This is a genomic window from Pseudomonas sp. NY15354 (assembly GCF_048068075.1).
In the GTDB taxonomy this organism is placed as follows: domain Bacteria; phylum Pseudomonadota; class Gammaproteobacteria; order Pseudomonadales; family Pseudomonadaceae; genus Aquipseudomonas; species Aquipseudomonas guariconensis_C.
The window spans coordinates 26482-40585 of record NZ_JBLUPV010000028.1; the positions used below are offsets into that span (position 1 = coordinate 26482).

A 14104-nucleotide genomic window follows, 5' to 3' on the forward strand; every position below is an offset into this window, starting at 1 on the left:
CAATAGTGGCCGATGGCAGGGGCCGTGCAGTCCATGTGGGTGCGGGCTTGTCCCGGGAGCGAGCACGCCGTCGCCTCAAACCGCAGAAATTACACAATTGCGACATTGCCATATGTCATCCGCGTTCCAAGCGGGCGCGATCTGGGCCTATAATGGCAGCCTTTTCGCCCAATGATTTTGCGGAGCTGGTGATGGTCGAACGTAAGGCTTCCGTCGAGCGCAATACCCTGGAAACCCAGGTAAAAGCCTCGATCAACCTCGATGGCAGTGGCAAGGCCCGATTCGATATCGGTGTGCCTTTCCTCGAACACATGCTCGACCAGATCGCCCGGCATGGGCTGATCGATCTGGACATCGAGTGCAAGGGTGACCTGCATATCGACGACCACCATACCGTCGAAGATGTCGGCATCACGCTCGGCCAGGCGTTCGCCCAGGCCATCGGTGACAAGAAGGGCATCCGCCGCTACGGCCATTCGTACGTGCCGCTGGACGAAGCCCTGTCCCGCGTGGTCATCGACTTCTCCGGCCGTCCGGGCCTGCAGATGCACGTGCCGTACACCCGTGCCAGCGTGGGCGGCTTCGATGTCGACCTGTTCCAGGAGTTCTTCCAGGGCTTCGTCAACCACGCCCTGGTGACCCTGCACATCGACAACCTGCGCGGCCATAACACCCACCACCAGATCGAAACCGTGTTCAAGGCCTTCGGTCGCGCGCTGCGCATGGCCGTCGAGCAGGACGAGCGCATGGCCGGGCAGATGCCTTCCACCAAGGGATGCCTGTGATGCAGACGGTCGCCGTAATCGACTATGGCATGGGTAACCTGCACTCGGTGGCCAAGGCCCTGGAGCACGTGGGGGCTGGCAAGGTGCTGGTCACCAGCGACGCCGCGGTGATCCGCGAAGCCGACCGCGTGGTGTTCCCGGGCGTGGGCGCGATCCGCGACTGCATGGCCGAGATCCGTCGCCTGGGCTTCGACAGCCTGGTGCGTGAAGTCAGCCAGGACCGTCCGTTCCTCGGCATCTGCGTAGGCATGCAGGCCCTGCTGGACCACAGCGAGGAGAACGACGGTGTCGACTGCATCGGCCTGTTCCCTGGCCAGGTGCGTTTCTTCGGCAAGGACCTGCAGGAAGACGGCGAACACCTGAAGGTGCCGCACATGGGCTGGAACGAAGTCAGCCAGACCATCGACCACCCCCTGTGGCACGACATCCCCGACCGCGCGCGCTTCTACTTCGTGCACAGCTACTACATCAATGCCGGCAAGCCCGGGCAGGTGGCCGGTCGCGGCCACTATGGCGTCGATTTCGCCGCGGCCCTGGCCGAGGGTTCGCGCTTCGCCGTGCAGTTCCACCCCGAGAAGAGCCATACCCATGGCCTGCAACTGCTGCAGAACTTCGTCAGCTGGGATGGACGCTGGTAAATGAGCAAATCGCGGACCAAGGCCCCGGTCATCACCCTGGCTCCCGAGCAGGAGCGCGAGGCGCTCGACACCTTGAAGCGCTTCCTCGAAGACCGCTTCGAGCTGACGCTTGGGTCGTTCGAGGTGGCTGAGGTCCTCGAGTTGTTCAGCAAGGAAATTGCACCCCACTACTACAACAGGGCGATTGCCGATGTTCAGCTGCACCTCAAGGAGCGGTTCGAGAGCATCGAGAGCGACCTGTGGGCACTCGAGAAGCCCTGAATTTCACTGATTAGACAGGTTCCCAAGATGCTGATTATCCCCGCTATCGATCTGAAGGACGGTGCCTGCGTGCGTCTGCGCCAAGGCCGCATGGAAGACTCCACGGTATTTTCCGACGACCCGGTGAGCATGGCCGCCAAATGGGTCGAGGGTGGCTGCCGTCGCCTGCATCTGGTCGACCTCAATGGCGCCTTCGAAGGCCAGCCGGTCAACGGCGAAGTGGTCACTGCCATCGCCAAACGCTATCCGAACCTGCCGATCCAGATCGGCGGCGGCATCCGTTCGCTGGAAACCATCGAGCACTACGTCAAGGCTGGCGTGAGCTACGTCATCATCGGCACCAAGGCGGTCAAGCAGCCTGAATTCGTCGCCGAGGCGTGCAAGGCGTTCCCGGGCAAGGTCATCGTCGGCCTGGATGCCAAGGACGGCTTCGTCGCCACCGACGGCTGGGCCGAAGTCAGCTCGGTGCAGGTCATCGACCTGGCCAAGCGCTTCGAGGCCGATGGCGTCTCGGCGATCGTCTACACCGACATCGCCAAGGACGGCATGATGCAGGGCTGCAATGTGCCCTTCACCAAGGCCCTGGCAGAAGCCACGTCGATCCCGGTGATCGCCTCCGGCGGCATCCACAACCTGGGCGACATCAAGGCCCTGCTGGATGCCAAGACCCCGGGCATCATCGGCGCCATCACCGGCCGCGCCATCTATGAAGGCACCCTCGATGTCGCTGAGGCCCAGGCCTTCTGCGACAACTACCAAGGCTGAGGACAGAACATGGCACTGGCCAAGCGCATCATCCCTTGCCTGGACGTGGACAACGGCCGGGTGGTCAAGGGCGTCAAGTTCGAGAACATCCGCGATGCCGGCGACCCGGTGGAAATCGCCCGTCGCTACGATGAGCAGGGGGCTGACGAGATCACCTTTCTGGACATCACCGCCAGCGTCGACGGCCGTGACACTACCCTGCATACCGTCGAGCGCATGGCCAGCCAGGTGTTCATCCCACTGACCGTGGGCGGTGGCGTGCGTACCGTGCAGGACATCCGCAACCTGCTCAACGCCGGTGCCGACAAGGTCTCGATCAATACCGCCGCAGTGTTCAACCCTGAGTTCGTGGGCGAGGCTGCCGAGCGTTTCGGTTCCCAGTGCATCGTCGTCGCCATCGACGCCAAGAAAGTCTCCGGCCCTGGCGAAGTGCCACGCTGGGAGATTTTCACCCACGGCGGGCGCAAGCCGACCGGCCTGGATGCGGTGGCCTGGGCGAAGAAGATGGAAGGACTGGGCGCCGGTGAGATCCTGCTGACCAGCATGGACCAGGACGGCATGAAGAGTGGTTTCGACCTGGGCGTGACCCGGGCCATCAGTGATGCGGTGGGTATCCCGGTGATCGCCTCGGGCGGTGTCGGCAACCTGCAGCATCTGGCTGACGGGATTCTCGAAGGCCACGCCAGCGCTGTGCTGGCGGCGAGCATCTTCCACTTCGGCGAGTACACCGTGCCGGAAGCCAAGGCCTACATGGCTGCACGCGGTATCGTCGTTCGCTGACTATTGATTGGGGCTGCTTTGCAGCCCTTTCTCGGCACAAGGCCGCTCTTGCAGGGGGTTGCACAATCCCTGGAGGAGCGGCCTTGTGCCGTGAAGGGACCGCAGCGCGGCCCCAATCCATCGATTACCCGTGGTTCTTGCCCAGCAGCGCGTGATACAGCTCGCTGTCGCCGAGAATCCCCACCACCTTGTCGTTCTCCTGCAGCACCAGCTTGTTGCCGGTGTGGTAGCGGATCTGCAAGGCCTCGCGCATGCCGATGTTGGCATTGACCAGGGTCGGTTTGCGGCCCAGGGTTTCCACATCCTGCCCCGGTACCCAGTTCTGCAGGTCCAGGCCGTTCTGGCCTTGGCGGGCGCGTTTGATCGAGTTGCCTTCGCCCAGGTCCAGCCAGGAGTCGCCGCCTGGGTCCAGGCATACCGAGCCGTTGACCCGCTTGCAGTTGTCCAGGGTGCGCATCAGGCTGCGACCGCACAGCACGTTGAGCGGGTTGGTGTGGGCGACGAAGGTACGGACATAGTCGTCGGCCGGGTTCAGGACGATCTCTTCAGGCTTGCTGTACTGGATGATCCGGCCATCTTTCATGATGGCGATACGACTGCCCAGCTTGAGTGCTTCGTCCAGGTCATGGCTGACGAACACGATGGTCTTGCTCAGCTTGTTCTGCAGCTCCAGCAGCTCGTCCTGCAGGCCCTGGCGGATCAGCGGGTCGAGGGCCGAGAAGGGTTCGTCCATCAGCAGGATGTCGGCATCCATGGCCAGTGCCCGGGCCAGGCCCACGCGCTGCTGCATGCCGCCGGAGAGTTCGTCAGGCTTCTTGTTGCGCCATTGGGTCAGGCCCACCAGCTCGAGCTTCTCGTCGACCAGCTTGCGCCGTTCCTTCTCGGGGCGGCCCTGCATCTCCAGACCGAAGCTGATGTTCTCGCGCACGGTCAGCCAAGGCATCAAGGCGAACTTCTGGAACACCATGGCGATGCGCTTGGTGCGCATCATCTTCAGCTCCGCCGGGGTGCAGTGCGCGATGTCGATGTGCTTGCCTTCATGCTCGACGAACAGCTTGCCGCGGCTGACGGTGTTCAGGCCGTTGATGCAGCGCAGCAGGCTGGACTTGCCCGAGCCCGACAGGCCCATGAGCACGCAGATCTCGCCTTTGTTGATGTCCAGGTTGGCTTTCTCGACGCCGACCACAAGACCGGTCTTCTTGAGGATCTGCTCGCGGGTCTGGCCTTGGTCCAGCAGCGCCAGCGCTTCGCGTGGCTTGTTGGAGAAGATGACGTCGACGTCTTCGAAACGAATGATGCTCATGACTCACCTCGCGCCGGCAGCTCCGGTTGCTTGCAGATACGGTCCAGCATGATCGCCAGCAGCACGATCGCCAGGCCCGCCTCGAAGCCCAGGGCGATATCGGCGGTGTTCAGTGCGTTGACCACAGGTTTGCCCAGGCCGTCGGCGCCCACCAGGGCGGCGATCACGACCATCGACAACGACAGCATGATGCATTGGGTGACGCCCGCCGCGATGCTGGGCATTGCATGGGGCAGTTCGATGCGGGTCAGCAGTTGGCGGCGCGAGCAGCCAAAGGCCTTGCCGGCGTCGAGCAGCTCCTGGGGTACGTCGCAGATCCCCAGGTAGGTGAGGCGGATCGGCGCGGCGATGGCGAACACCACCGTGGAGATCAACCCTGGAACCACGCCCAGACCGAACAGGGTCAGGGTCGGGATCAGGTAAACGAAGGTAGGAACCGTCTGCATCAGGTCCAGGACGGGGCGCATGGCGGTGTAGAACATCGGTTTGTGCGCGGCGACGATGCCCAGCGGCACCCCGATCGCCACGCACACCACGGTGGCGAAGGTGACCTGCGCCAGGGTCTCCATGGTTTCCTGCCAGTAGCCGAGGTTGAAGATCAGCAGGAAGGACAGCGCGACGAATGCCGTCAGCGCCCATTTGCGCTGGATCAGGTGCGCCAGGGCGGCGAACAAGGCGATGAGGACGTAAGGGTTGAACCAGGTCAGGGCGCTGGTGACCCCATGGATCATGAATTCCAGGCCCTGGGCGATGGCATCGAAATAGTTGGCACCGTTCTGGGTCAGCCATTCGACGAATGAGGCGATGTACTGCCCCAGAGGTATTTTCTGATCGATAAGCATGATAGCGAGCTTCCACCTGCAAAGATTGAAATCAGTCCGGGGCGGGCGTTGGCCTGCCCCGAGGTAGTGCCAATTGCTACTGCATCCTTGTTGTTATTGCGTCAGTTTGGCCTTGGCCGCCTCCAGCCCGGGTTTGCCATCCACGGTCGTCACTCCGGCCAACCAGGTGTCGAGCACTTGCGGGTTGTTCTTCAGCCACGCCTTGGCGGCTGCGTCGGCTTTCATCTTGTCGTCCAGGACGTTGCCCATGAGGGTGCTTTCCATGTCCAGGGTGAACGACAGGTTCTTCAGCAGTTGGCCGACGTTGCTGCATTCCTGGGTATAGCCCTTGCGGGTATTGGTCAGGACGGTCGCCTTGCCGAACTCGGGGCCGAAGAACTCGTCACCGCCGGACAGGTACTGCATCTTGAAGCGCTTGTTCATCGGGTGCGGTTCCCAGCCCAGGAACACCACCGCCTCGCCGCGCTTCTGCGAACGGTCCACCTGCGACAGCATGCCCGCCTCGCTGGACTGCACCAGCTTGAATCCGGCGTCCTTCAGGCCAAAGGCGTTCTTGTCGATCATGCTCTGGATGGTGCGGTTGCCGTCGTTGCCCGGCTCGATGCCGTAGATCTTGCCGCCCAGTTCGTTCTTGAACTTGGGAATGTCGGCGAAGTCCTTGAGGCCCTTGTCATACAGCGCCTGGGGGACGGCCAGGGTGTACTTGGCGTTCTCCAGGTTGGCGCGCACGGTTTCGACTGTACCGGCGTCCCGGTACTGCTTGATGTCGTTCTCCATGGTCGGCATCCAGTTGCCGAGGAACACATCCAGGTCCTTGCCGGCGGCCAGCGACTTGTAGGTGACCGGTACCGAGATCATGTTGGTGTGAGTCTTGTAGCCCAGGGCTTCGAGTACAACGCTGGTGACGGCGGTGGTTACGGTGATGTCGGTCCAGCCGACGTCGGAGAACCGCACCGTCTGACACTGCTCGGGCTCCACGGCCTGAGCCAGAAGGGGGGTTGCGAGCATCGCGACCAGCAAGAGCGAGGGTGAACCTTTCATGGATGGACTCCTGTGATTTTTCTTCGGGTTTCCCGCGGGGCGCCGGGCTTTCTCTAGGCTCCGGTCGACCAGGCCTGCAGAGGGCAGGATGCGAGGCCGTGCAATACGAGTCGCTTTCGATAATCCCCCAGCGTTCGGCAATCGCCTACTGGTGGGGTCGTAACCAGTACAGGACGGGTCGCATCCAGTAAGGGCAATGTCGCATATGGATTTTTCCACCCTCTACCCTGGGTTTTTACGTCACCAGCCCCCTCGAAAGCGGCGCGCAGGGCGTCTGGAGCGGGCGGCGTTGCTGGACAAAAGTACGTCGGTTGCAGACGGCGGGTAGTGGGGCAAAAGCCCGATGATGCGTGCATTCGCGGCAACTCGCGGTATCAGCCTAGCAGTTGCGCAACCCGCCACATGCCGCGGGGAGACAAGCCCATCAAGAGGTGATTCGACAATGGCCATCAGCGTGTTCGACCTGTTCAAGATCGGTGTAGGGCCTTCCAGCTCCCACACCGTCGGCCCCATGCGTGCTGCCGCCCTGTTCGTCCAAGGGCTGCGCCAGCGCGGCGAGCTGGAACAGGTCAGGCGAGTGGAAGTCCGGTTGTATGGCTCGCTGTCGGCGACCGGCGTCGGTCACGGCACCGACAACGCCACCATCATGGGCCTGATGGGTGAGTGGCCCGACTCCATCGACCCCACGGTGATCGCCCCGCGCATCGCTGAACTGCGCGAAACCAGCACCTTGCAGCTCGATGGCCGCCTGCCGGTCGAGTTCGTCTGGAGCCGCGACATGTTGCTGCTGGACGAGAACCTGCCGTACCACCCCAACGCCATGACCCTGATCGCCGAAGGCGCGCAGGGCGAGCTGCACCGCGACACCTACTACTCGGTCGGTGGCGGCTTCGTGGTCGATGCAGCCCAGGCTGCAAGCGGTGTGCTGGACGCTGACAACACGGTACTGCCCTACGATTTCAACAGCGCGGCCGAACTGCTGAGCCTGTGCAAGCAAAACGACCTGCGTGTGTCGCAATTGATGATGGCGAACGAAAAGGCCTGGCGCAGCGAGGAAGAAATCCGCGCCGGCCTGCTCAAGCTTTGGCACGCCATGCAGGAATGCGTGAACAACGGCCTCAAGTACGAAGGCACCTTGCCTGGCGGCCTCAACGTACGTCGCCGCGCCGCCAAGCTGCACCGCAGCCTGCAGGAACTGGGCAAGCCCAACGTGATCGGCTCGACCATGAGCGCCATGGAGTGGGTCAACTTGTTCGCCCTGGCCGTCAACGAGGAGAACGCCGCGGGCGGGCGCATGGTCACCGCGCCTACCAATGGCGCGGCGGGCATCATCCCGGCGGTGTTGCACTACTACATGCGCTTCTCGGACGCGGTGGATGAATCCAACGTGGTGGATTTCTTCCTCGGCGCCGCCGCGGTGGGCATCCTGTGCAAGAAGAACGCTTCGATCTCCGGTGCCGAGGTAGGTTGCCAGGGCGAGGTCGGTTCGGCCTGCGCCATGGCCGCAGCTGGCCTGGCGGAGGTTCTGGGCGCCACCCCGCCGCAGCTGGAAAACGCGGCCGAGATCGCCCTGGAGCACAACCTGGGCCTGACTTGCGATCCGGTCGGTGGCCTGGTCCAGGTGCCGTGCATCGAGCGCAACGCCATTGCTGCGGTCAAGGCGATCAACGCCGTGCAGATGGCCCTGCGCGGCGACGGTGAGCACTTCATCTCTCTCGACCAGGTGATCCGCACCATGCGTGACACCGGGGCCGACATGCACGACAAGTACAAGGAAACCTCCCGTGGCGGCCTTGCCGTCAGCGCCATCGAGTGCTGATGCGCCAATTTTGCCCATCTTCGGTCGGTGCGCCACTTGTTGGCGCATCGGCCGTCCACTACCGGCTGTCAGCTGTCGCTACCAGAGGTGTCGTTGTCGGTGACACTTATGGATGTCGCTTCTGGGCAACCTTCCCAAAAGTGCTACTTAACTGCTCATGGGTTACACGCAGCGGCGCTAGCGCGCTAGTTCGCGTTTTCCTACAGATCTAAAGGAAAAGCCCTGACGGCCTTGGTGCGACGTCGTTTTTGGTTTTTTTTGAATGGTCGTTCAATTTCAGGCACGACCTTTGCGTTGAAGTTGGCAAAGCCTCTGCATACGAACTGGGGCCATTACAAGAAAACAGTGCCAGCCTGAGGCACATCCTGCATTTGTGTGAGGAGAAATCGCGATGACGTCGTACACCTCCGGGACCCCAACCCAGAACCGCACAGCTCCCCAGTCCATCGGGTTTCTCCTGCTGGATAACTTCACCCTGATTTCCCTTGCATCCGCCGTCGAGCCGCTGCGCATGGCCAACCAGCTCTCTGGCCGTGAGCTGTACCGCTGGCACACTCTGACCGTCGATGGCGGCCAGGTCTGGGCCAGTGACGGCTTGCAGATCACCCCGGACGCCGCCATGCACAGCGCACCACCGATGGACACCGTGATCGTCTGCGGTGGTGTCGGCATCCAGCGCACCGTCACCCGCGAACACGTCACCTGGCTGCAAGCCCAGGCGCGCCAGTCCCGTCGCCTTGGCGCGGTGTGTACCGGCAGTTGGGCGCTGGCCTGTGCCGGCCTGCTCGATGGCTTCGATTGCAGCGTGCACTGGGAATGTCTGGCCGCGATGCAGGAAGCCTTCCCACGGGTGAACATGAGCACCCGTCTGTTCACCCTGGACCGTAACCGCTTCACCAGCTCCGGCGGCACCGCGCCGCTGGACATGATGCTGCACCTGATCAGCCGTGATCACGGCCGTGAGCTGTCGGCGGCGATCTCCGAGATGTTCGTCTACGAGCGCATCCGCAACGAGCAGGATCACCAGCGCGTGCCGCTCAAGCACATGCTCGGCACCAACCAGCCCAAGCTGCAGGAAATCGTCGCGCTGATGGAAGCCAACCTGGAAGAGCCGATCGACCTGGACGAACTGGCAGTGTATGTGTCGGTGTCGCGTCGTCAGCTCGAGCGCCTGTTCCAGAAGTACCTGCACTGCTCGCCGTCGCGCTACTACCTCAAGCTGCGCCTGATCCGCGCGCGGCAGCTGCTCAAGCAGACGCCGATGTCGATCATCGAAGTGGCTTCGGTGTGTGGGTTCGTTTCCACGCCGCACTTCTCCAAGTGCTACCGCGAGTACTTCGGTATTCCGCCGCGTGACGAGCGTGTGGGCTCCAATACCGCGCAGCAGGTGGCGATGATGCCGATTCCGCAGGCGATGGCGTTGACCCCGCACAGTGGCCCGATGGCCTCGCTGAGCCAGGCGCGCAACGAGTCGACATTTGCCAGCGTAAGGCTCTGACGCCGCATCGACGCTCATGCGCGTCGAACGGCGCGTAAACAATGGCCCCACAGGGTTCTCATCGAGCCCTGTGGGGCCATTGCATCCGTGTTGTGGGCACCGGCCCTTTCGCGGGTGAACCCGCTCCCACAGGATCCCTGCCAGCCTGAAGTGGACTGCCCCCCAAGGGTTGGATTGGTGTCCAACTTCTTGGGGGCAGTCCAAAGGCCTGCGCAGTCCTGTGGGAGCGGGTTTACCCGCGAATGGATCTGGGCGTCAGGCGCGGTTCTTGAACTCTGCCAAGGCCGGCAGGAGCTGCTTCTCGATGGCCTGGCGCACGGCTGGGAGGATGGTGGCGCTGCCGGTGTACATCTGCTCGACCATGCCTTTGAGCGCGCGCGCGTTGGGCTCGGTCAGCCCCCGCACCACGGCTTCGCAGGCCTGCTCGGCACTGGCGCCCGCCGGAATCTCGAAGCCCCTGGAGCGCAGTTGGCCCAGCAGGTCTTCCTGATCAATCAAATCCGCATGCATCATGGCTGTTGTCCCTTTTATCGCTAAGAGAGTGCTGCTGTGATCTGCAACCGATTCTCTGACCAAGCCGACAGGGCGGCAAGGACAGAATGTCGCAATGGCTTCTTTGGCTAAGAACAGGTCGTTCCCGGCTAAATCCAGCAACCCCACAGGCCCCACACTGGACGCATTCACGGCAAACGAGGGTTTGGTCACCCTCACTCGTGCAAAGTGGATGTTGCTCGCTCTCTTGGCCCCGGATGCTCACGGCTTTCCGGGGTTATTTTTTTGCCTGCGGGAAACCATCGCGGGACAAGCCCGCTCCTACAGGGTCGGCGTAAATTCCTGTAGGAGCGGGCTTGTCCCGCGATCGGGCTGCAAAGCAGCCCCAGAAAGGGTTTGGTTCAGCCGGGCAGTCGCATCACTCGCCCTACGAACTGCGCAGCCGGCAGGTCCCGCTGCGTATCCACCAGTCCCTGTAGCAAGCCCGCGCTGCGTTCACTGAACGGCGCCGACTTCGGCCCCGCCAGATCCACATGCAGGAGCATCTGCTCGCTGGCCGCCAGGGCCTCGTCGAACCCTGCCCGGTGCAGGTTGTGATACAGATGCAGGCGCTTGCGATCGAAATCGATGATCTGCGTCTGCACCCATACCTCGGTGCCCAGCTTCACTTCGTGCAGGTAGTTGATGTGCGCCTCCAGGGTGAACAGCGAATTGCCGCTCTGCCCACGGCTGTCGGCATCCAGGCCGATGCGCTCCATCAGCGCGTCGGTGGCATAGCTGAAGATCAGCAGGTAGAAGGCATCGCGCAGGTGCCCGTTGTAGTCGACCCAGTCCTCCTGGACTGGGGTGCGGTAGGTGATCAGTGCGGACATCGCCGTCTCCTCAATCGCCGAAGGCCATGCCGTGGCGGGCCTTGCTGTTCTTCACCGCGTCGAGCACGGCGAGCAGGGTGTCATCCCGGTAGCGCTCCAGGGCGGCGATGCTGCGATCACCCAACTGCTCCGAGGTGCCCTCGACCACATCGTCGATCAGCTTGTCGGTGAGCTCTGGCGCCGGCAGGTAGGTCCAGGGCAGCTTGAGCGCCGGGCCGAACTGCGCCATGAAGTGACGCATGCCGGCGTCGCCCCCGGCCAGGGTATAGGTGAGGAAGGTGCCCATGAACGACCAGCGAAGGCCTGCGCCAAAGCGGATCGCATCGTCGATCTCGCCGGTGCTGGCCACCCCGTCGTTGACCAGATGCAGGGCCTCGCGCCACAGGGCTTCGAGCAGGCGGTCGGCAATGAAGCCCGGGACCTCCTTGCGCACGTGCAGCGGGCGCATGCCCAAGGCGGTGTAGATGGTCTTGGCGGCCTCGATGGCTTCGGGAGCGGTGTGCTGACCGCCGACGATTTCCACCAGCGGCAGCAGGTATACCGGGTTGAACGGGTGGCCGACCACGCAGCGCTCGGGGTGCGTGGCGGACTCGTAGAACTCGCTGGGCAGCAGGCCCGAAGTGCTGGAGCCGATGATCGCATTGGGCTTGGCCGCGGCGCTGATCTTGGCGTGCAGGTCGAGCTTCAGATCCAGGCGTTCCGGGGCGCTTTCCTGGATGAAATCGGCGTCGCGCACGCATTCTTCGATGGTGCTGACAAAGCGCAGGCGGTCCTGGGCGGCGCCAGGTGCCAGGCCTTGTTTCTCAAGGGCTGGCCAGGCGTTGGCGATGCGTTTGCGCAGGGCTTGTTCGGCGCCGGGAGCCGGGTCCCAGGCGATCACGTCCAGGCCGTGGGCCAGGGCGCGGGCGACCCAGCCGCTGCCGATCACGCCGCTGCCGAGGGCGGCGAAGGTCTTGATCTCGGTGATGAAGGTCATGGCGATTCTCCGGGTGGGCTCAGCGGCGCTTGAGGTTCATTTTTTCGCGGCCTTCGGCCGGGGTCAGGACGCGGGCGCCAAGGCGGGTGATGATCTCCACCGCGCGCTCGACCAACTGGCCGTTGCTGGCCAGCACGCCACGGTCCAGGTAGAGGTTGTCCTCCAGGCCGACCCGCACGTTGCCGCCAAGCAGCACAGCCTGGGCTGCCATGGGCATCTGCATGCGACCGATACCGAAACCGGCCCAGGTCACGCCGGCTGGCAGGTTGTCGACCATGGCCTTCATGGTGGTGGTGTCGGCCGGGGCGCCCCAGGGGATGCCCAGGCACAGCTGGAACAGCGGATCGTCCAGCAGGCCTTCTTTCATCATCTGCTTGGCGAACCACAGGTGGCCGGTGTCGAAGATCTCCAATTCGGCCTTCACGCCCAGTTCGGTGATGCGCTTGGCACCGGCGCGCAACTGGCTCGGGGTCGAGACGTAGATGGCGTTGCCATCGCCGAAGTTGAGCGTGCCGCAGTCCAGGGTGCAGATCTCCGGCAGCAGGGCCTCCACGTGCGCCAGGCGCTCGAGTGGGCCGATCAGGTCGGTGCCAGGGCCGAACTCCATGGGCTTCTCGCCAGGGCCGATCTCCAGGTCGCCGCCCATGCCGGCGGTGAGGTTGACGATCACATCGACGTCGGATTCGCGAATGCGCTCCATCACTTCGCGGTACAGCGCCACGTCGCGGCTGAAGCGGCCCGTCTGCGGGTCGCGGACGTGGCAATGAACCACCGTGGCGCCGGCCTTGGCGGCTTCGATGGCGGACTCGGCGATCTGCTTGGGTGTGACTGGGACAAGGTGGCTCTTGGCGACGGTGTCGCCAGCGCCGGTCAGTGCACAGGTGATGATGACGTCATGGTTCATGGCACGGATCCTTCAGGGTATGTCTGTGAGGTCGGTGGTGTGCTTTTCGCGGGTGAGCCCACTCCCACAGGGGCTGCGGTGAGTCCTGGGGGCGTGGGGCAACCTCGCGTTCCACAGGCGCAGCGTCGTGTTGGTGTGGGAGCGGGTCAGCCCGCGAACCGGTAGATCAGTTGGCGCTGAGGTTGAGGTGCTCGGCCGCCGGCTTGCCGTCGAAGGTGGTCACGCCTTCGAGCCAGCGTGCCTTGTCGTCGGGGTGATCCTTGAGCCACTGGCGGGCGGACTGCAGCGGGTCCTTGTGGTCGAGCAGCGGCTGCATCATGCGGCTCTCGTCCTCGGCGCTGAAGGTCAGGTTGGCCAGCAGGCGGTGGGCATTGGGGCAGCGCTCGGCGTAGTCGGGCGCGGTGACGGTCCAGACCGTGGCGCGGCCTTCGTCAGGGCCCAGGGCGTCCTGGCTGCCGCCCAGGTAGACCATGTCGAGGTTCACGTTCATCGGGTGCGGCGCCCAGCCGAAGAACACCACCGCCTGCTTGCGGCGCACGGCGCGATCGACCGCGGCGAGCATGCCGGCCTCGCTGGACTCGACCAGCTGGAACTTGCCCAGGCCGAACTGGTTCTTGGCGATCATCGCCTTGATCTGGGTGTTGGCCCCGGAGCCGGGCTCGATACCGTAGATCTTGCCGCCCAGTTCCTTCTCGAACTTGTGGATGTCGGCGAAGCTCTTCAGGCCCTTGTCAGCCAGGTACTTCGGCACTGCCAGGGTGGCCCGGGCGTCTTCCAGGCTGGGCTTGTCCAGGACCTTGACCTGCCCGGCCTGGACGAACGGGGTGATGGTCTGGGTCATGATCGGGTTCCAGTAGCCCAGGAACATGTCCAGGCGCTTGTCGCGGATACCGGCGAAGATGATCTGCTGGGACGCGCTGGTCTGCTTGGTCTGGTAACCCAACCCGTCGAGCAGGACCTGGGCCATGGCGCTGGTGGCGATGACATCGGTCCAGTTGACCACGCCCAGGCGCACGTCTTGGCAGGCGGCGGGCTCGGCGGCGAGGAGGGGAGTGGCGAGGGTGCTGCTCAACGCGAGGGACAACAAGCTGCGGCGGATGAAGCTGTGCATGGTGGCTCTCCAACGGC

Annotated in this window: 15 protein-coding genes; 7 read left to right on the plus strand and 8 right to left on the minus strand. The window is 63.6% G+C overall.

Annotated features, from left to right (window positions below; genetic code table 11):
- Nucleotides 1–191: 191 nt before the first annotated feature.
- From hisB to hisF, 5 genes are read left to right on the plus strand one after another with little or no spacing between them, the layout of a single operon-like run.
- Complete coding sequence (gene hisB / locus ACNFCH_RS20915) at nt 192–785, plus strand: imidazoleglycerol-phosphate dehydratase HisB (protein ID WP_043211130.1); 594 nt, start codon at nt 192–194, stop codon at nt 783–785.
- Complete coding sequence (gene hisH, locus ACNFCH_RS20920; protein ID WP_043211039.1) at nt 785–1423, plus strand: imidazole glycerol phosphate synthase subunit HisH; 639 nt, start codon at nt 785–787, stop codon at nt 1421–1423. The genes hisB and hisH overlap by 1 nt, the downstream gene beginning before the upstream one ends.
- A complete protein-coding gene (locus ACNFCH_RS20925) occupies nt 1424–1684 on the plus strand; it encodes a DUF2164 domain-containing protein (protein WP_196163334.1) in 261 nt (86 codons plus the stop codon).
- A gap of 27 nt (nt 1685–1711) precedes the next feature.
- Complete coding sequence (gene hisA / locus ACNFCH_RS20930) at nt 1712–2449, plus strand: 1-(5-phosphoribosyl)-5-[(5-phosphoribosylamino)methylideneamino]imidazole-4-carboxamide isomerase (protein WP_043211043.1); 738 nt, start codon at nt 1712–1714, stop codon at nt 2447–2449.
- Nucleotides 2450–2458: 9 nt separating this feature from the next.
- Nucleotides 2459–3229 carry an imidazole glycerol phosphate synthase subunit HisF gene (hisF, locus tag ACNFCH_RS20935; RefSeq protein WP_196163335.1) on the plus strand — a complete coding sequence of 257 codons (771 nt, stop codon included), beginning with the start codon at nt 2459–2461 and terminating at the stop codon, nt 3227–3229.
- A 124-nt stretch (nt 3230–3353) separates the two neighbouring features.
- Here the strand turns inward: hisF and choV are convergent, their stop codons facing one another.
- The 3 genes from choV to ACNFCH_RS20950 form a co-directional block, all read right to left on the minus strand.
- Nucleotides 3354–4532, minus strand: a complete 1179-nt coding sequence (gene choV / locus ACNFCH_RS20940) for a choline ABC transporter ATP-binding protein (protein ID WP_196163336.1) — start codon at nt 4530–4532, stop codon at nt 3354–3356.
- Complete coding sequence (gene choW, locus ACNFCH_RS20945) at nt 4529–5377, minus strand: choline ABC transporter permease subunit (RefSeq protein ID WP_170831707.1); 849 nt, start codon at nt 5375–5377, stop codon at nt 4529–4531. Before choW ends, choV begins: the two co-directional genes overlap by 4 nt.
- A 90-nt stretch (nt 5378–5467) precedes the next feature.
- Nucleotides 5468–6415 carry a choline ABC transporter substrate-binding protein gene (locus tag ACNFCH_RS20950; RefSeq protein WP_337160187.1) on the minus strand — a complete coding sequence of 316 codons (948 nt, stop codon included), beginning with the start codon at nt 6413–6415 and terminating at the stop codon, nt 5468–5470.
- Nucleotides 6416–6857: 442 nt separating this feature from the next.
- Here ACNFCH_RS20950 and ACNFCH_RS20955 point away from each other — a divergent pair, with 442 nt between their 5' ends.
- Nucleotides 6858–8234 (plus strand): L-serine ammonia-lyase, encoded by a 1377-nt coding sequence (locus ACNFCH_RS20955; RefSeq protein WP_337160188.1) that lies wholly within the window; start codon nt 6858–6860, stop codon nt 8232–8234.
- 391 nt (nt 8235–8625) lie between these two features.
- Nucleotides 8626–9732: a GlxA family transcriptional regulator gene (locus ACNFCH_RS20960; RefSeq protein ID WP_043211058.1), complete on the plus strand. Its 1107-nt coding sequence runs from the start codon at nt 8626–8628 to the stop codon at nt 9730–9732.
- A 255-nt stretch (nt 9733–9987) separates the two neighbouring features.
- Here the strand turns inward: ACNFCH_RS20960 and ACNFCH_RS20965 are convergent, their stop codons facing one another.
- The 5 genes from ACNFCH_RS20965 to choX form a co-directional block, all read right to left on the minus strand.
- Nucleotides 9988–10245 (minus strand): hypothetical protein, encoded by a 258-nt coding sequence (locus tag ACNFCH_RS20965; protein WP_043211060.1) that lies wholly within the window; start codon nt 10243–10245, stop codon nt 9988–9990.
- A gap of 380 nt (nt 10246–10625) precedes the next feature.
- Complete coding sequence (locus tag ACNFCH_RS20970) at nt 10626–11096, minus strand: thioesterase family protein (RefSeq protein WP_337160189.1); 471 nt, start codon at nt 11094–11096, stop codon at nt 10626–10628.
- 10 nt (nt 11097–11106) lie between these two features.
- Complete coding sequence (locus ACNFCH_RS20975; RefSeq protein ID WP_070090753.1) at nt 11107–12072, minus strand: L-carnitine dehydrogenase; 966 nt, start codon at nt 12070–12072, stop codon at nt 11107–11109.
- A gap of 19 nt (nt 12073–12091) precedes the next feature.
- Entirely contained in the window at nt 12092–12976 is an 885-nt protein-coding gene (locus ACNFCH_RS20980; protein ID WP_196163340.1) for a 3-keto-5-aminohexanoate cleavage protein, read from the minus strand.
- Between the two features lie 166 nt (nt 12977–13142).
- Nucleotides 13143–14087, minus strand: coding sequence for a choline ABC transporter substrate-binding protein (gene choX / locus ACNFCH_RS20985; protein WP_196163341.1), 945 nt, complete (start codon nt 14085–14087; stop codon nt 13143–13145).
- Nucleotides 14088–14104 lie beyond the last annotated feature (17 nt).